Annotated in this window: 14 protein-coding genes and 4 pseudogenes; 14 read left to right on the forward strand and 4 right to left on the reverse strand. The window is 34.0% G+C overall.

What is annotated here, in order from left to right; all coding sequences use genetic code 11:
* The 4 genes and pseudogenes from RYL77_RS05620 to RYL77_RS05635 form a co-directional block, all read left to right on the forward strand.
* A pseudogene (locus RYL77_RS05620) lies at positions 1–77 on the forward strand (ABC transporter permease); the annotation flags it as partial.
* Between the two features lie 130 nt (positions 78–207).
* Complete coding sequence (locus RYL77_RS05625; RefSeq protein ID WP_315010467.1) at positions 208–1,077, forward strand: Rgg/GadR/MutR family transcriptional regulator; 870 nt, start codon at positions 208–210, stop codon at positions 1,075–1,077.
* Positions 1,078–1,262: 185 nt separating this feature from the next.
* Positions 1,263–2,507 carry a transporter gene (locus tag RYL77_RS05630; RefSeq protein WP_315010469.1) on the forward strand — a complete coding sequence of 415 codons (1,245 nt, stop codon included), beginning with the start codon at positions 1,263–1,265 and terminating at the stop codon, positions 2,505–2,507.
* 16 nt (positions 2,508–2,523) lie between these two features.
* A pseudogene (locus RYL77_RS05635) lies at positions 2,524–2,748 on the forward strand (hypothetical protein); the annotation flags it as partial.
* 194 nt (positions 2,749–2,942) lie between these two features.
* Here RYL77_RS05635 and RYL77_RS05640 read toward each other — a convergent pair.
* Positions 2,943–3,512, reverse strand: a complete 570-nt coding sequence (locus tag RYL77_RS05640) for an MptD family putative ECF transporter S component (protein ID WP_315010470.1) — start codon at positions 3,510–3,512, stop codon at positions 2,943–2,945.
* 252 nt (positions 3,513–3,764) lie between these two features.
* Between RYL77_RS05640 and RYL77_RS05645 the strand changes: the two are divergent.
* The 3 genes and pseudogenes from RYL77_RS05645 to nrdI all read left to right on the forward strand — a co-directional run.
* Positions 3,765–3,965: pseudogene (locus tag RYL77_RS05645) on the forward strand (helix-turn-helix domain-containing protein); the annotation flags it as partial.
* A gap of 67 nt (positions 3,966–4,032) precedes the next feature.
* A complete protein-coding gene (locus RYL77_RS05650; RefSeq protein WP_315010473.1) occupies positions 4,033–4,566 on the forward strand; it encodes an ABC transporter permease in 534 nt (177 codons plus the stop codon).
* Positions 4,567–4,643: 77 nt separating this feature from the next.
* Positions 4,644–5,123, forward strand: a complete 480-nt coding sequence (gene nrdI, locus RYL77_RS05655) for a class Ib ribonucleoside-diphosphate reductase assembly flavoprotein NrdI (RefSeq protein WP_315010474.1) — start codon at positions 4,644–4,646, stop codon at positions 5,121–5,123.
* 277 nt (positions 5,124–5,400) lie between these two features.
* Here the strand turns inward: nrdI and RYL77_RS05660 are convergent, their stop codons facing one another.
* Positions 5,401–5,859, reverse strand: coding sequence for a DUF3021 domain-containing protein (locus RYL77_RS05660; protein WP_125410848.1), 459 nt, complete (start codon positions 5,857–5,859; stop codon positions 5,401–5,403).
* Positions 5,856–6,296, reverse strand: a complete 441-nt coding sequence (locus RYL77_RS05665; protein ID WP_315010477.1) for a LytTR family DNA-binding domain-containing protein — start codon at positions 6,294–6,296, stop codon at positions 5,856–5,858. The genes RYL77_RS05660 and RYL77_RS05665 overlap by 4 nt, the downstream gene beginning before the upstream one ends.
* A 432-nt stretch (positions 6,297–6,728) precedes the next feature.
* On the opposite strand from RYL77_RS05665, the gene RYL77_RS05670 reads away from it, so the two are divergent.
* From RYL77_RS05670 to RYL77_RS05695, 6 genes are all read left to right on the forward strand, one after another.
* Entirely contained in the window at positions 6,729–7,595 is an 867-nt protein-coding gene (locus RYL77_RS05670; RefSeq protein ID WP_315010479.1) for a helix-turn-helix transcriptional regulator, read from the forward strand.
* Between the two features lie 150 nt (positions 7,596–7,745).
* Positions 7,746–7,880 carry a hypothetical protein gene (locus RYL77_RS05675; protein ID WP_315010480.1) on the forward strand — a complete coding sequence of 45 codons (135 nt, stop codon included), beginning with the start codon at positions 7,746–7,748 and terminating at the stop codon, positions 7,878–7,880.
* A gap of 301 nt (positions 7,881–8,181) precedes the next feature.
* Complete coding sequence (locus tag RYL77_RS05680) at positions 8,182–9,768, forward strand: ABC transporter ATP-binding protein (protein ID WP_314414796.1); 1,587 nt, start codon at positions 8,182–8,184, stop codon at positions 9,766–9,768.
* 42 nt (positions 9,769–9,810) lie between these two features.
* Positions 9,811–12,708 carry a lantibiotic dehydratase gene (locus tag RYL77_RS05685; protein ID WP_315010483.1) on the forward strand — a complete coding sequence of 966 codons (2,898 nt, stop codon included), beginning with the start codon at positions 9,811–9,813 and terminating at the stop codon, positions 12,706–12,708.
* Positions 12,709–12,738: 30 nt separating this feature from the next.
* On the forward strand, positions 12,739–13,509 hold the full coding sequence (locus RYL77_RS05690; RefSeq protein WP_315010485.1) for an arginase family protein: 771 nt from the start codon (positions 12,739–12,741) through the stop codon (positions 13,507–13,509).
* The gene (locus tag RYL77_RS05695; RefSeq protein WP_315010487.1) at positions 13,502–14,557 is read left to right on the forward strand and encodes a lanthionine synthetase LanC family protein; all 1,056 of its coding nucleotides are present in this window, start codon (positions 13,502–13,504) and stop codon (positions 14,555–14,557) included. Before RYL77_RS05690 ends, RYL77_RS05695 begins: the two co-directional genes overlap by 8 nt.
* Positions 14,558–14,614: 57 nt before the next feature.
* On the opposite strand, the pseudogene RYL77_RS05700 reads toward RYL77_RS05695, so the two are convergent.
* Positions 14,615–15,009, reverse strand: a pseudogene (locus RYL77_RS05700) (transposase); the annotation flags it as partial.
* Positions 15,010–15,186: 177 nt separating this feature from the next.
* Between RYL77_RS05700 and mutL the strand changes: the two are divergent.
* On the forward strand, positions 15,187–17,136 hold the full coding sequence (gene mutL / locus RYL77_RS05705; RefSeq protein ID WP_315010489.1) for a DNA mismatch repair endonuclease MutL: 1,950 nt from the start codon (positions 15,187–15,189) through the stop codon (positions 17,134–17,136).
* The last annotated feature ends 263 nt before the right edge of the window (positions 17,137–17,399 follow it).

Genomic DNA, 17,399 nt, shown 5'->3' on the forward strand with positions numbered 1-17,399 from the left:
CCATCATTATCATTTTGATTATCTTTGCAATCCAATTCTTGGGAGATTTCTTGACTAAGAAATTGAGCCATAAATAAAAAAGAGCTAGGCAATCTGTACATCATTCATAGGAGTTGTCGTTATAGTCAAGACTTAAAATTCTCTGTACTGGTTGCTATCAACCGTTACTTTTATGAGTTAGAGAGTTAAGAATTGTGGGGAGTCAATATGCAAAATCTGGGAGAAGTTTTTAAAGAATTGAGAAAGAGTCGGAATGTATCTCTACAGGAGGCGACGGGAGGAGAGTTTACTTATTCCATGCTGAGCAAATTTGAGCGTGGAGAAGCAGACTTATCCTCTATGAAATTGATTACTGCCTTAGATAACATCCACTCTGATTTGAATGAATTTATGTACTTGGTACGTGGTTTTTCTCAGAAAAAGGTTTTGGCTTTTCAAGAAAATCTTTGGGATTTATATGACAGAGAAGGGATTGATTCTCTCCACTCCTTGTATGAAGAGACGACTCAAAAGTATAGTTCAAGTGGTGAAAAGAGCTATCTCTTACAAATGATTCGTATCAAAAGCCTTCTTGTGTTTTTTGATTCAGAAATAAGGGCAACGGATGAAGAATTGACTTTTCTCTATGACTATTTTTTTACTATTGACATCTGGGGAAATTATGAATTGGAATTATTTTCAACGATTTCTACTTTGTTCCCTCTGCCCCTCTATTTTAAATATTCTAGGGAGATGTTACAAAAGACGGATTTATTAGGCTCTTTACCTAGTAACAAAGTTGGTATTGACACCATTTTAATTAATGGACTCTTTAAAGCGATAGAGGAAAAGGATAAATTAAAAGCAGATTATTTTATCTTTCAGATTGAAAAACGAGAATTGCCAGAATCTCAAGCTTATCTTAAAATCATTTATATGATTGCTAAAGGGTATTATGATACTATTTTTAATGTAAAAAATAAGGGTCTTGAAAAAATTCAGAGAGGCATTACAATCTTACAAGATTTAGAGTATGTAGATGGTGCAAGATATTATGAAAACTATTTTGCAAATCAGCTTTCAAATGAAGATTTGTAATATATTCTCGTTACATCGACTGATGAGAAATAAATAGCCTTGTAGATGGAGTGATAATTAGTAGTTTCTAGGCGCTAGAGTTTCTTTTTTCAGAAAAAAATATATTACAAAAAAGTGGGGAGTCCCACTTTTTTTGTTAGACTGGTTTCAATGAAATACTCTTTGAAATGTGAGAAAGGCCTGTTATGAAACTATTTTTAAGACATCATTTATTTAGAATACTGACCTTATCAAGGTTTTTGAGCTCAAGTGGAGCTTATATTTATAATCTGGTATTTATCGTTTATGCTGCGAGTCTACCCTTTAAAAATATAGCTGTATTTATGGCGAATATGATTACGATTTTACCTTTTCTATTTACTTTTTATGTTGGGATTAAGGCTGATCATACTCGGAATAAAGCAGGGACAATTATCTGGGTTGGTTGTGTGCAAAGTCTGCTATTTCTTTTGATTGCTAGTGTGATTCATGACCAGAACTTCGTAACGTTTGCTTTTATCTGTATGGTTAATATCTGTTCGGATATTTTATCAGATTATACAGCAGGCCTGCGTATGCCGATTATCCAGCATAACATTTCGGAAGATAAGCTCTATGAAGCTTATTCCTTTACTCAGTTTGTTTCCTATTTATCAAATCTAGGAGGTCAGTCCTTAGGAGTATGGTTACTCACAACCAGTCATCAAAATTTTTCTTTTGTTGCAATTGTGAATGCTGGCTTCTTTTTACTATCTTCTCTCATTTTGTTCAAAAATAGAAGAGAATTGACGCATTTGTCTGTAACGGTAGAGGATAAGTCGATTAGTTTACTTCAACAAGTTAAGGCAATCTATGCGGACATGGATGATATCTTTAGACAGAGAGAAAGTAAATCATTGCTTAAAATGATCCTTGTCATTTTAGTGATGAATACCTTGGGAGGAGCTGTTGGAGGTATTTATCACTTTTACTTATTAGACCATACTATCTATCATCTCAGCTATGCTCAAGCCCTATTTTTAATTGAATGTGTTAGCTTGGGAGGAGCTATTCTTGGTAGCCTAACTCCCCATGATTATTTTGGGAAATTGTCGTTTTCAAGTTTACTATCGCTTAATGCAATTCTGTTTGTCTTGCTTGCTACTGCTAATATTTTAGATTTTTCTCCTCTAATAGGTGTTGTTTGCTTAGCTTTTGTCATGTATTTGATGTCGAAATCAATGCCTAAATTAGATACTCTGTTACTGTCTAATTTGAGCGCAGATGTATTAGCTCGAAGTAATAATCTCTTGAGTATGATTTTTTCCCTAACATTACCCTTGGGGATGTCTGTATTTTCCTTCTTAGCTTTACAAGATATCAGACTTTGTTGGTGGGTGTTTTTGGTAGTGAGTGTGATAGGGTTGATTTTATCACTAGAAAAAAGAAGTTTTTCAGGTAAAAAATTTTAACCTAGGAAAATCAGGCTTACTAGAAGGTCTTCCAGATTTGATCCGTGTGACGACTGTGACCTTGATTTCCCTTGTTGGGGAAACAGCTATGGCGGGGGGAGTTGGAGCTGCTGGTATTGGTAACGTAGCCATCGCTTATGGATTTAATCGCTACAATCACGATAAAACTATTTTGGCAACCATCATTATCATTTTGATTATCTTTAAATTCATACTCAATGAAAATCAAAGAGCAAAGTAGGAAACTAGCTGCAGGTTGCTCAAAGTACTGCTTTGAGGTTGTAGATAAGACTGACGAAGTCAGTAACCCTACCTACGACAAGGCGACGTTGACGTGGTTTGAAGAGATTTTCGAAGAGTATCAATTCTTGGGAGACTTCTTGACTAAGTCTTGAGCCATAAATAAAAAAGAGCCTTCTGGCTCTTTTTTATTTACTAGATTTTCTGCGCAAATTTTTTACTCAAAGCTTGTCCAATCAAGGCACCCACTAGGGCTCCGATGACAACACTTGCGACAAATAGAAGGATGGTTCCAGAATTTGGCGCAACCATGATACGGTCGATATATTCTTGGGATTTTCCTCTTGCCAGAAGGGTTGCCATATAGGCTTTGGGAGTAATCCACATAAGTAAGATAGGCCCTGTTGAGCTAAAGGCGAAAATAACGAAAGAAAGGAAGTTCTTGGTTTGATCCTTGTATTTGCCTAAATGAGCTACTCCATCTGCTAGGAGACCACAGATAATTCCAGGAAGGAAGGCACCGGCACCGTGTTTAGTCCCCAAGAAAAAGAGGGCAATAACAAGGCCAATAGTGGTAATGGCTCCAAAGCGCGGAACTTTTGCGACCAGAATCATATAGGCGCTACCGCCGACAAGGGCAGTAAAGGCAGGCGCATAAAACATATTGCCAGTTTGGTCAAAGAGATTTCCCAAAAGGACACCAATCCCCATGCAGAGGAAGTAAAGAACTGCAAAAAGCAGAGTCGTTAAGATAGATTTTTTCATGAATTGTCTCCTGATAATTTCTTCATAATTTTCATTGTACCATGGTTTGATGGGATTGTAAATGGGGAGAAAGTGTTATTGTTTGCTTGTCATACTCTTCGAAAATCAAATTCAAACTGCGTCAACGTCGTCTTGCCGTACTCAAGTACAGCCTGCGGCTAGTTTCCTAGTTTGCTTTTTGATTTTCATTGAGTATAAAACTAAATTTTTTATAGATTTGTTAATTTTAAATCGTTTTACTGTATTGCTTAAACCAATTCAACCTTCGCAGAATTACTAAACAAACAACGCATTAAGGCTGCCCAGCAACTCTTGCTTTCGACTAGTGACAGCATCGAAGATATTTGTTATGCTGTTGGTTACAGTAACGTTGGATATTTCTATAAAGTGTTCCGAAAATTGTACGGAAAGTCTCCCAAAGCCTACCGAAAACAGGTAGAAACTATACTATAAGATTTGTATCCCTTTACAAAAAGTGCTATAATCTATAATATAAATAATAATATCAGGAGGTTCTATCATGAAAAAGAAACCGATTTATCTATGGGTCTTGTTAATCTTGTCTGCTCTTATTTCAGCTATGTCTCTGTTTGGAATGTTGAGTCCCTTGCCTAGCAAAGAAGCTCTTCGTGCCGCTCAGAAACAAGTTGCAGGGGTCAGTGCTCAGCAATTAGAAGACCAGCTTAATTACACCTATAGAGTGGCAGAAGCGTCTCATTCTATTTTTAATGTTGCCTTGATTGTGCTATCTGCTATTTTAGTGGTAGTAGCGATTGTGTTCCTTATTCGTAAGAATTTGCAATATGCAAACTATACTTATGTTGGCTATGTTTTGTTAGCTATTATCGGTTCGATTTATGGCTATGTTGGTTTACAGGACGCTGTGCAGTTGGTTCAAGATGAGACTATGCGTTTGGGAATAAGCGTTGGTTCAAAAGCTGTTAGCATTTTCTATATTGTCATCAATGTTCTCTTCCTAGCCCTTGTCTTCTATAAGATGTGGCGTCAACAGAGAGCCTTGACTGAAGAAGAGGAAACAGAAGAACTTGCTTAAGTATTGACAAAAAAGAGCTATCAGGTTACAATCTTGGTAGTTCTTTTTCGATTAAAAATAAAATCATGGAGGTACATATGAAGACAATTTCTTTAGTTTATATTAGTCTGAGTGGCAATACTGAAAGTTTTGTGACGCGCTTGAAAGACTATCTCTTGTCCCAGTACGAGGGAATTGAGGTCCAAAAGATTCATATCAAGGATTTGGTCAAGGAAGGCCAAGATTTCTATGAAATGGACCATCCTTATGTCGCTTTTTTGCCGACCTATCTCGAAGGTGGGAATGGCGTTGATAACGGAGATGTCGAGATTTTGACGACACCCGTTGGGGATTTTATCGCCTATGGTGACAATGCTAGTAAGTGTTTTGGTGTGGTTGGTTCAGGAAATCGTAACTTTAATAACCAATACTGCCTGACAGCCAAGCAATATAGTCAACGTTTTGATTTTCCTGTATTGGCTGACTTTGAAATGCGAGGCATGCTGGGAGATATCAAACATGTCGCAGCGATTATTGCAGATTTGTATGAGTTGGAAGAGGCTGGGACAAAAGTCTAATCTTAAATATAAAAAGCGAACAAAACGAGTTATCTGAAACTTAGAATTCTGTTTTGTTCGTTTTTTTGTCTAACCTATCGATTTTATACTCAATGAAAATCAAAGAGCAAACTAGGAAGCTAGCCGTAGGCTGTACTTGAGTACGGCAAGGCGAAGCTGACGTGCTTTGAAGAGATTTTCGAAGAGTATTAAAATTTTATAATAAAGAATTCCCAAAATCAGAATCTTTTTGTCTCAGCCTCTCTTTTTACTATCCTAGGCAATTCTATCAGAACTCTTACTTTCTATGCTCCAAGAGTTGATTGATATGGTCTACTTTTTTTGATGCTCTTTTATAGGAAATAGTCCAAATGATGAGGTAGACAATCGCAAACTCGATAATGAGTTGGAGATAGAAAATCCAGTGGAAGGGGAACCAACCTGCTAGGGTTGCTAATGGGATAAAGCCTACTAGCATAAGGAAGAAATGGGTCAGAGTTGCACGGAGCAAGCTCCAGTCACGGCTGAATAATCGCTTGCCAAAGTTGAAGAGAATACCGATGACTGCCCAGATCAGTGTGCAGTAGAGCAAGACCAGGGCACCGTGAATCTGATGTTGGGTCATCACTTGGCCGATGAGAGAGTCGGAACTTAGTGGAGCGTAGGTATTTGGTGCATAAATGAGTGAAAAGATGATAGAGAGGATGAGGCCGATGAGGACACCAGTAGCTGCGTCGTGGAAGATTTGTTTTTTCATAGTTCTAATTTCTCCTTGATGGTTTTTAGATAACGGCGTGAAGAGTAGGTGAAGCTTTCGTTTTTCAAGAAAATTTCTACTAGGCCGTTGGGGGTGAGCTTGAGATGAGAGATGGAATTGATATTGATGATTTCTGATTGGGAAATTTGGATAAAATTGCTTGGCAAAAGTTCAAGAACCTGATAGAGCCGTAAATCAATGCTGTAGGTCTGACTCGCCGTTTCTGCTAGAACCTTCCGATTCTCGATATAGAAGCGTTGTATCTTACCAATCTCAACGAGATAGACCTGATTATCGATTTTCCCTTTGATTTTTTCTGTTAGATCCAGATTTTCTGCGAACTCGATGACTTTCTGGATTTTATCGGTTTCTTGAGGTGCTTGAACAATCAGCTTTTCCTCTTCGTAAGTCTCACTAATCTGTAGTTCTACTTTCATAAATTTCTCTCCTTGTTTTTCATACAAAATTGTGATCACTTCTTGTACACCTTTATTAAACACTATTTTTCAGCCCCTTGCAAGGGACTTTGTCTATGTGGAGGGATTTGGTTCCTATGTGGCGCTTGCTTTTCTGTCCTGTCTGAAATATGGTATAATAGCACTATCAATTTCTAGGAAAATAGATACGGAAAGGGGCTGAAAGAACTAGGGGAACAGTTGGAATTAGAAAGTGATAGGTATGAAAAGTGGCGTTGAAGTTGAATAAGTTTATAAAGCGTTTGAATGAAAAAATGGAAAGTAAATAAGTTGACGATGAACTACAAAATAGATTTTATCTACAATTTGTATCTTTCAAATCATTGATTTGAATTTTAGATTTAATCATGTTACAATTAAAACTGAAATCAAATAGAAGAGGAAGATGCAAACGTGGGCACACTATTAGCAACAAGATTAAAAAATAGACGAAAAGAATTAAAAATGTCTCAGCGAGAACTAGCTGAAGGTATCTGTAAACAGGGGCAAATCAGTCGATTAGAGAGCGGAGAGTTTACCCCGGGAGCAGATTTCCTGCATGCCCTTGCTAAGAAGTTAAAAGTCAGTATGGATTATTTTTTTGATGAGCAGGTTGTAGAGAAAGTTGAGGAGTTATCAGAATTTAAGAAATTAGCACAGACATTTATTACAAATCGCAATTATGAGTCTTTGAAATATATATATGAATTGGAGAATGTAAAAGCTCACCGCTTATCTTTAGCAGATAAAATCTACATGGAATGGATAAAATCTCTGATAGATTTTTATTTTTACGGACAGAAAGAAGATGCGATTGTACGATTAGAGGAGGTATTATCACAGTTAAGTGCATCTGATTTGAACTATCTCCAAGTTTCAAACACCCTATTCAATTTTTACTATGATATTGGAGATTTAGATCGTTTCAATAAAATTCGTGAAAAACTAGAGTATCGAGTAAATCAACTCAATTTGAGTACAATCGAAGAGTTAGAGCTATCTATTAAGTTTAACTACAATGTTTGTCGTTATCTATGGTTACAGAAAAATATTGAAGAAGCTATTACTAAAATTACAGCTACTATAAAACAATGTAAGGCTTACAGAACGAATTATCTTTTGGCTGATTTGTACTTATTGATGGGAAACGTAAGTGAAAATTTTTCTTCTAAAAGTTCAGTGAAAGAATATTTTGAGACAGCTCATTTCCTTTATAAATTAGAGGAAAACATGTCAATGGCTTTAAAAGTTGAGCATTACATTGCAGATATAACAGAATAATGAATACGGTGTTCAAGTGAGCATCGTTTTTTAAATCTATCCAAGATACAAAAAAGTATCAAAACAAAAAAAATAAAAAAATATTATAAAAACACTTGACGAGCTAATTTTGAAGTGATAAAATAAATGAAAGAAAAAAAGGAGAGGCATATGAGAAGTTTGTTTAAGAAAATAGTTGCTGTATTAGCTATTGGCTTAATTCTGTTAGGAATTACGAGAACACCTCAAGTTCATAAGATGGCTAGAGGGATTGATCCTGGTCCTGCGAATGGGAAAGCTCTCTAACTGTTCAGACTAATCTATAACGACATTATGAGGTTTGATAAGATTTCTCCTCACCGGATAAAAATCTTAAATCTATTTATGGAAGGATAAACATGCTATGGAAAATACAGAGCTTACTTTAAAACAAGAAGATATTTCTATTGATGTTGACGACATTGATGTAGCTGCTATCTTGATGGGAAGAAATCAGCCAAGTCAGCGTGCATGTTAAAGTGCATTTTGTTGAGTCAGGGGTGATAATTATTATCGCTCCTGATTTTTATTAGGTTAATTAATTAAAGAAGTTATAAAAGAATCTCGAATGAAAAAATATTTTTATCAAAATCCCTTTTTAGTAGGTCAATTCTTAATAGTAAATATTATTGGAGCAATTTCTGTACTGAGCTTGGCTTTTGTGCTAGAAGGCATTATTGATTCTATTTCAAATGTTAATTCAAAAACATTCATCTTATATGTAGTGTTGTTGCTAGTCTACATAGTTTTTGATTCTGCAATGGACTACTGTGTTGAAGTTTCAAATCAGAAATTAATTCAAAAAATTTTACATGATATACGAAGTGATTTGACTGATAGTAACGGAAGAAAACCATTGATTGATGTTTATCGTAGTAATCCTGAAATGCATATTTCAACCTATACTAATGAATTAGAAGTCTTAGAAAAACAATATTTAGAGCAAATTATTAGTATAACTAATGATATTTTAGTTTTTATTTTTGCCTCAGTCATATCTTTGTTTATACAACCGTCATATACTATCATAATGGTCGTTTTGAGTTTACTTCCTCTTTTTTATCCTTTGTTAACTCAAAATTCTTTACAAAATGCAAGAGGTGTAAGTGTAAAATCAAAAGAAAATTATTTTAATGTGGTATCAGATTTTTACTCTGGTTTAAAGACAGTCAAACTATTTAATGCAGTGCACTCTTTCATTGATATAGTGAATTCAAAAAGTAAGCAGTTAGAACAAACTAATGTAGCTTATTACAAAAAGGCAAATTTAATAGGGGCAATATCTTATGCAATAACAATGCTTGTAAATCAGGGTGCTTGGGTAGTAGGAGGATTTTTTGTACTCAAGGGAAGACTTTCTCTAGGAGAATTTATCGGACTTCGTCAATTAGTGATGTATATTACATACCCAATTACAAACATGAAGCATAGCTATACTGATATATTGTCTTCAAAAAAATTGGTTAACGACCTAGTTGAAACTATACATCAAGTACCAGAGGATTCCACCAAGACAGAAAATGTAAAAATTAATACAATTGAACTTGTTGATTTCGGAATATTAGGTGAGAAACAAAATATATTACAAAATATAAATTTAACATTTAAGGTGGGTAAAAAGTATCTTATTGTTGGAAAAAGTGGTAGTGGGAAAAGTACACTTTTGAATGCATTAATAGGTTTGATACCAGATGGTTTTAATACTAATGGTAATATTTTAGTTAATGGACAGGATTTAACTAGCATTAAGTTAGATTACTCATCAGTTGCTTACGTGGAGCAGAAAACATTTATTTTTGATAAACCAGCTATTGATAATTTGACAATGTATAAAGACTATGATAAAAGTCTAATTCATCAAGTGCTACAAAAGGTAAGCTTAGAAAATATTAATTTAGAGGATCCCATCAAAAATAAGTTATCTGGAGGACAAGAGAGGAGACTAGATTTTGCTAGATCTCTGCTTGCGAATAAGGAAATTTTACTTTTGGATGAGGTTACATCGTCCCTAGATAAAGAAAATAGATTGCGTATTGAAAAATTAGTTGACTCATTGCAGGAAAAAATGATTATTTGTATTGCTCACGAACCATCAGATACTTTTATCTCAATGTTTGATGAAGTGATAACTCTTGAAGAAGGAATGCTTACTTAACGGTAAAATATCATAATTACACTAAATTGCTAGGAAAAATTTATGAAAAAAGAAATACTACCTCAATATATTTATAGACAAAAAACAGGTAATAATTGGGCTTTAAAGGAGTATTACTCGCTAAAATTTGATAACATAGACAGCTGCTATGAGTACCTTTGGAAAAACGTTTTACTTCAAGAAGCAATTTTACTTTGTAATCGCACTCTCTTTATGGAGCTATCAAATTTTTATAAAAAACCAGAGAAAAATAAGAGAAGATTATTACGAACTTTAGAAAATTATTTTATTAGATTTTGTACACGTCCCTCAACATTCTTCACGTTTGGATATGTAGGAGTAGGAGAATTTTCTCATGGTGCGATAGAAGAAAATCTGAAATGTGAATCAAAGAGTGTAGAAAAGATAACAGATATTTCTACAGAGTGGGCTTTTGATTTTTTAAAATTGATTTTGAGAGAACGAGATGTATTAAAAGAACTATTCGTATTTTTAAATCCCAATTTAATAGGTGTCGGAACAAAGCTGTTAAATCAGAAGCTGTATTTTTGCCAATCAGATATACAAAAAATTGTCTTGACGGATTTAAACATTGTTCTTTCAGACATTATCGAGACTTGTAAAACACCTTTAAAAATAAGTTCCCTAGTTAATTTGTTATTAGAGAAGGGATTTGAATTAAATACTATCTATGACTATATACAGCAATTGATAGATAGTGAGATATTATTTTTTGAATGTTTTGAGATATTAACCAGAGACAATAAAATAAATTTGATAGATGATTTTATTAATAGAATAGAATTAATACCTGCAAAATTCAAAAGGCAAATTGCTTGTATAAAATCAAAAATAAAATTATATAATAGTATTCCTCTAGGAGAGGGGAGTCGAATTCTGATGGATTTATATAGTATTATGGACGATATATGCAAGGTAAATACTCCGCTTAATATTTTATGTATTAGTCATCAGAGATTTCAGATGGATTATCAGATAAAGAATGAAATAGAAGAGTTTCTTAATATACTATTAACTATTAATTTAAAATATAAGCAAGAGCTCAGTCTGAAAGAATATACAAGAAAATTTTATAATTTGTATGGTAGTAACAATTTAGTGCCTTTAACGGAATTGCTTTCAGTTAAAGGGTTAGGTTCTCCTTCAAACTATTCAAACCCAATTTTGAGTACTTATTTGGGAGAAACTTTAAATATTAATGATGGAACAGATAAATTCCAACATGACTTAGTGAATCAGATTTTGAACACTACCAATGGTGAAGAGATAAAATTAGAGAATTTAATTGAACAAGGACGGGTAGTCAAGGATAGTTTTCCTACTGCTGAAGTAGTTTTTTCAATTTATGAAGTTGATAATAGGATTAAATTAAGATGGCATGGGAATCAATACTCAGATAATTTTTTTTCGATTTCTGGGAAATATGTGTCTTACTTTAAGGAAAATCTCAATATACACAATATGCTAGAGATAGAGAGAAAATTTTATAACGAACTTCTAATTGGAGTTGATGAATTTTATAATAATTTAGTATTAAATGACATCAAGAGAGAGAATGCCTTAGATAACTTGATATTAGATTTTCCATTTTTTAAAAATATTGATATTTCAGATGTATATGTATATTTAGATAACAAGAATAATTTTCAAGTTTTTTCTAAGAAAATAGGTACTAATATGCGTGTTGTAAAAAGAAATAGAATTTCTCCAGATCTATTAAATAATCAAACCCGATTTTTATATAGTATTTTTTGCAACCAATTATCGTATTATGATTTCTATAAGGTTTTTTCAATTGAGTATTTACATTATCAAAATAGAATAGTCTATAAAGATATAATTGTATATCCTGAAACATGGAGGCTATCTAAAAATTCTAATTTTGATAAGTTTATAAAAAACTATAATGTTCCGAAATTTGTAAATTTAGTAGAGGGAGACATGGAGTTACTGATAAATTTAGATAAAAAAGGAGATATAGAGAAGGTAAAACAAAAATTAAAGACAGATAAAGTAGTTTTAACAGAGTACTTAGGGGAGTTAAAAAGCTCTAATGAAATAATAGCATTTTCAAAAGATATAGATAATAGTACACAGTGTTTAGAAAAAAAATGTAGCTTGGAGGAAGTACATCTGGTATCTAAAGACTGGTTTAGTTTTCATTTGTATTGTAAAGAGGAATTGACATCGATTTGTGTAGAAGATATTTTAAAGAGGTTCTTAAATTTGATTGATGACGATATTCAATATAGTATAAATTTTGTTCAATATTACTACGATGAATATCATATTCGATTTAGAATTAAAATTTTGGGAACAAGTGATACGGATAAAATTAAAGTCTTAATGTTAATGATAAAACTTTTTTCATCTAGTATAGACGACGGACTTCTAACACGGTATGAGATGCTACCGTATCGAATAGATTTTTCACTACTTGGTGGTTCAGATAGTGCTTGGAATATCGAGAAGATATTAACACTAGATTCTCTTTATGTTATTTCTAATTATTCCATTTTGAGAACACTTCCGATAGAATATTATGTACTTATACTACAAAGTATTTTTGAATCATTTGGAATAGACACTGCGGAATTAATTAAACATTTTAAGGACATTGAAGTATCAAAAAATTACTCGTTATATAGAAATGTAAAAAAAGAAATTAAAAATATAGATTTAGATGTTTTTCCATTTAGTGAGGAACTTTTCAAAAAATGTAAATATCTAGTCGGACTATCAAATGAAATTGAGAGTAAACGAAAAGTTAATACATCTGAAAAAATAGAAATTGCTAAGAGATATATACATCTATTTTTAAATAAAATTTTTTTCAATAAATTTTATGAGGAGAAAATTTATCAACTGTTCTATCTATATTTGATGGATAAAAAATTTATCCAGAAATCTAAAATGTAAGTTTGATTATAAATGATTAAGGAGGAGTAAATGTTTATAAATTTACCTTATAAAGGACGAACGAAAGTACCAGGATCCGAATGTGGATTTAATAATTTTATTAGAAATAACTATTTAGAGAGAAAGTATTATTTACAAAATAACTTTATAAATGCCTCTGATTATGAAAATAGTGACGTAATATCAGAATTGAAATCAAAAATATCTTCTCGGTATAGTGAAGAGGACATATTTATTTTTGGCGGCGATCATTGTACTACCAGTTTTGTTTTTGATCATATTATTGATACTGAGAAAAGTATCGGAATTATAATATTTGATGCTCATTTAGATAAAGGAGATATATCGGATGGATATTATAATTGGAATGTTCTTAATTGGATAGAGGATAGTATTGAGAGTGGTATGATAATAGGAACTAGACACGATTATTATAAGGTTCTTACCCCTAGAAAATATAAAGTTTATGATGATATCGCAGTATATGAAAATAAAGAAATTATTCTAGAAAATATAAGAGAATACTTTGAAAAATTTGATACGATTTACATTAGTCTTGATGTCGATGTTCTAAATGTATCGGACTTTCCAGGTGTTAGCTTTCCAATGCCTGGGGGGTTAAGTTTAGTAAATCTTGTATACTTTATCAGACAAATAAAAGAAATCAAAAAAATATATGGAAAAAATATAATTTGGGACTTGGTTGAATATAATCCTCTTGTAGAGTCTACAATTTCTAACATCACCTTACAGCGTATACTAACGGAAATTAATACAGATAATTATACCAAATATGATTGAAAGAATACTGAACAAAATTGAGCAGGATTTTCTGCAACTAGATTTTAAAGAACTATCGAATAATGAAAATTATCCAGAAATATTGTATAATATATTACTTTTTTTGTCTTGTTTATCAGATGCAGAATATATAGATTACATTGATGAACAGTTCTATGAATTTATTTTAAAAGAAATATATCTTAATAAATCAAGATTTAAGTTATCATTTTATAATGGTATGACCGGTATTGTTTTCTTGTTAGAACATAGTAAGTTGAATAGCGAGTATTCTGATTTATTGAGTCAATATTTCAATAAAACTATAAGTGATACTATGTTGGTATTACTTCCTTTTTTTAAGGACTCAAAGAAAGAGTATGAATTTTTTGGAGGCTTGTTAGGAATTGTATATTATTATTTTCAGAGAAAAACACCAATAAATCATAAGGAATTGTACATTTTAGAAAAAAGTTTAAATAAATTATTAGGGGTTATAAAAAAAGAAATAAATGTAGAAAGTTTTGATATTTCGCTTATACATGGAATGGTATCGTTTTTGAAAATATTTCGTAGTTATTTGGAAAAAGAAGAATCTAAAGAAATAAAGGAAATATATAATAAAATGATGGATTGTTACTTGAAGCTAGTTATAGACAAAGAAAAATTTGAGGAAATTTTTGGTAAAAAAATGGGATGGTGTAACAGTAGACTTTCTATACTTTTATTACTATATTCACTACCAGTTGAACAAGAGATAAGTAGCTACTTGTACAATGAATTATTAGAGATATTTGATAGTAGTGGAAGTTGGGAATATGATGATTCATATCTTTGCCATGGTTATGCTGGAATGAGCATTATGATGTGTGCATTTAATTACACAGGAAAAAATAGAATTTTTGTAAGAGAGAAGCTTCGTGAAGAATTACAAAATAGTAAAAATTTACTTGGTAATCTAAATCAATCACCGAATATCATTGAAAATTGCTTAGGGGTCATACTGGCTCTTATTAATGATTATTCTAATAAAGTGGATATTCTTAACAAAATCATGTTAACACTATGAAAACTGAGCTAATCTCGGTTTTTGTCTATTCCAAACATATAATTGTTTCTTTTATAGCTAGTTAGTTTTAAAAAAGCGCTCTAAACATTCAAAAATATTTGGGACTTCCCTTAATAAATCCGTCACTTTCTTTTTCAATATAGCCCACGCTTGCTCAATAGGATTCAAATCTGGTGAATAAGGTGGTAGAGGTAAGAAAAAGTGTTTATCTTGAATGCAAAGTTCATCCAAAATGTTCTTGGGATGAAAACTAGCATTGTCCATGACAATAACATGAGGTGTCTTCAAAGCAGGCAGGAGTTGCGTTTTGAACCACTCCACAAAGAAACCGCTCGTCATACTTAAATCATGGGATCTATAAACTCTCCGTCTACTTGTCCTGCAACAATTGAAGTCCGCTCAAAACGCCGTCCGCTAATCTTTTCATAGACTTTTTCCCCTCCCCTAGCTTTCTAGTTTGCTCTTTGATTTTTATTGAGTATACCACTATTTTACGTCGCTTGGCAAGGGACTTTGTCTATGTGGAGGGATTTGTATCCTATGTGGTGGAGCTTTTCTGTCCTATCTGAAATATGGTATAATAGCACTAATCAATTTCTAGGAAAATAGATACAGAAAGGGGCTGAAAGATGTCTCATATTATTGAATTGCCAGAGGTGCTGGCAAACCAGATTGCAGCTGGAGAGGTTATCGAACGTCCTGCCAGTGTGGTCAAAGAGTTGGTAGAAAATGCCATTGACGCGGGTTCTAGTCAGATTATCATTGAGATTGAGGAAGCTGGTCTCAAGAAGATTCAAATCACAGATAATGGTCATGGAATTGCCCACGATGAGGTGGAATTGGCCCTGCGTCGTCATGCGACCAGTAAGATAAAAAATCAAGCAGATCTCTTTCGAATTCGGACGCTTGGTTTTCGTGGTGAAGCCCTGCCCTCTATCGCGTCTGTCAGTGTACTGACTCTGTTGACGGCGGTGGATGGTGCGAGTCATGGGACTAAGCTCGTCGCACGTGGGGGAGAAGTAGAAGAAGTCATCCCAGCGACTAGTCCTGCGGGAACCAAGGTTTGTGTGGAGGATCTCTTTTTCAATACGCCTGCCCGCCTTAAGTATATGAAGAGCCAGCAAGCAGAGTTGTCTCATATCATTGATATTGTCAACCGTCTGGGCTTGGCCCATCCTGAGATTTCTTTTAGCTTGATTAGTGATGGCAAGGAAATGACACGGACAGCAGGGACTGGTCAACTGCGCCAAGCTATCGCAGGGATTTACGGTTTGGCGAGTGCCAAGAAGATGATTGAAATTGAGAATTCTGACCTAGATTTCGAAATTTCAGGTTTTGTGTCCTTGCCTGAGTTAACTCGGGCCAATCGCAATTATATCAGTCTCTTCATCAATGGCCGTTATATCAAGAACTTTTTACTCAATCGTGCTATTCTAGACGGTTATGGCAGTAAGCTCATGGTGGGACGCTTTCCACTGGCTGTCATTCATATCCATATTGACCCTTATCTAGCGGATGTCAATGTGCATCCAACCAAGCAAGAGGTGCGGATTTCTAAGGAAAAAGAACTGATGACGCTGGTCTCAGAAGCTATTGCAAATAGTCTCAAGGAGCAAACCTTGATACCTGATGCTTTGGAAAACCTTGCCAAATCGACCGTGCGCAATCGTGAGAAGGTGGAGCAAACTATTCTCCCACTCAAAGAAAATACGCTCTACTATGAGAAAACAGAGCCGATAAGATCCAGTCAAGCTGAAGTAGCTGATTATCAGGTAGAATTGACTGATGAAGGACAGGATTTAACTTTATTTGCCAAGGAAACCTTGGATCAGCTAACCAAGCCAGCTAAACTGCATTTTGCAGAGAGAAAGCCTGCTAACTACGACCAGCTAGATCACCCAGAGTTAGACCTTGCGAGTCTTGATAAGGCTTATGACAAGCTGGAGCGAGAAGAATCATCCAGCTTCCCAGAGTTGGAATTTTTCGGGCAAATGCACGGGACTTATCTCTTTGCCCAAGGGCGAGATGGGCTCTATATCATAGACCAGCACGCGGCTCAGGAACGGGTCAAGTACGAGGAATACCGTGAAAGCATTGGTGATGTTGACCAGAGCCAGCAGCAACTGCTAGTGCCCTACATCTTTGAATTTCCTGCGGATGATGCGCTTCGTCTCAAGGAAAGAATGCCTCTTTTGGAGGAAGTGGGTGTCTTTCTAGCAGAGTACGGAGAAAATCAATTTATTCTGCGTGAACATCCTATTTGGATGGCAGAGGAGGAGATTGAGTCAGGTATCTATGAAATGTGCGACATGCTCCTCTTGACCAAGGAAGTTTCTATCAAGAAATACCGAGCAGAGCTGGCTATCATGATGTCCTGCAAACGGTCTATCAAGGCCAACCATCGTATTGACGACCATTCGGCAAGACAGCTCCTTTATCAACTTTCTCAATGTGACAATCCTTATAACTGTCCCCATGGACGCCCTGTTTTAGTGCATTTCACCAAGTCGGATATGGAAAAGATGTTCCGACGTATTCAGGAAAATCATACTAGTCTTCGTGAACTGGGGAAATATTAAAATATAAAAAACTTTTGTGGAAAGTTTTCAAAATCAGAAAAACGCATAAAATCAGGTGTTCAAAAACCTTGATTCTATGCGTTTTATTATGGAAATATTTGCTTTTTTCCGAATACTCGTCGAAAATCTATTTAAACCACGTCAGTTTTATAGCATATTGAACCTAGAATAGTACAATAAGGATTCTAAAACGTTTCTAGAAATTAATTTGACTTTCCTAATCTCTTTGTTCATATCTTATTTCAATCTACTATATATGTAAT

The sequence above is a fragment of the uncultured Streptococcus sp. genome, from assembly GCF_963516515.1.
GTDB lineage: Bacteria > Bacillota > Bacilli > Lactobacillales > Streptococcaceae > Streptococcus.

Excerpts from the sequence above, each read along its gene's own strand:
- RYL77_RS05625 (WP_315010467.1), top strand. The coding sequence starts at position 208 with ATGCAAAATCTGGGAGAAGTTTTTAAAGAATTGAGAAAGAGTCGGAAT.
- RYL77_RS05630 (WP_315010469.1), top strand. The coding sequence starts at position 1,263 with ATGAAACTATTTTTAAGACATCATTTATTTAGAATACTGACCTTATCA.
- RYL77_RS05640 (WP_315010470.1), bottom strand. The coding sequence starts at position 3,512 with ATGAAAAAATCTATCTTAACGACTCTGCTTTTTGCAGTTCTTTACTTC.
- RYL77_RS05650 (WP_315010473.1), top strand. The coding sequence starts at position 4,033 with ATGAAAAAGAAACCGATTTATCTATGGGTCTTGTTAATCTTGTCTGCT.
- nrdI (WP_315010474.1), top strand. The coding sequence starts at position 4,644 with ATGAAGACAATTTCTTTAGTTTATATTAGTCTGAGTGGCAATACTGAA.
- RYL77_RS05660 (WP_125410848.1), bottom strand. The coding sequence starts at position 5,859 with ATGAAAAAACAAATCTTCCACGACGCAGCTACTGGTGTCCTCATCGGC.
- RYL77_RS05665 (WP_315010477.1), bottom strand. The coding sequence starts at position 6,296 with ATGAAAGTAGAACTACAGATTAGTGAGACTTACGAAGAGGAAAAGCTG.
- RYL77_RS05675 (WP_315010480.1), top strand. The coding sequence starts at position 7,746 with ATGAGAAGTTTGTTTAAGAAAATAGTTGCTGTATTAGCTATTGGCTTA.
- RYL77_RS05680 (WP_314414796.1), top strand. The coding sequence starts at position 8,182 with ATGAAAAAATATTTTTATCAAAATCCCTTTTTAGTAGGTCAATTCTTA.
- RYL77_RS05685 (WP_315010483.1), top strand. The coding sequence starts at position 9,811 with ATGAAAAAAGAAATACTACCTCAATATATTTATAGACAAAAAACAGGT.
- RYL77_RS05690 (WP_315010485.1), top strand. The coding sequence starts at position 12,739 with ATGTTTATAAATTTACCTTATAAAGGACGAACGAAAGTACCAGGATCC.
- RYL77_RS05695 (WP_315010487.1), top strand. The coding sequence starts at position 13,502 with ATGATTGAAAGAATACTGAACAAAATTGAGCAGGATTTTCTGCAACTA.
- mutL (WP_315010489.1), top strand. The coding sequence starts at position 15,187 with ATGTCTCATATTATTGAATTGCCAGAGGTGCTGGCAAACCAGATTGCA.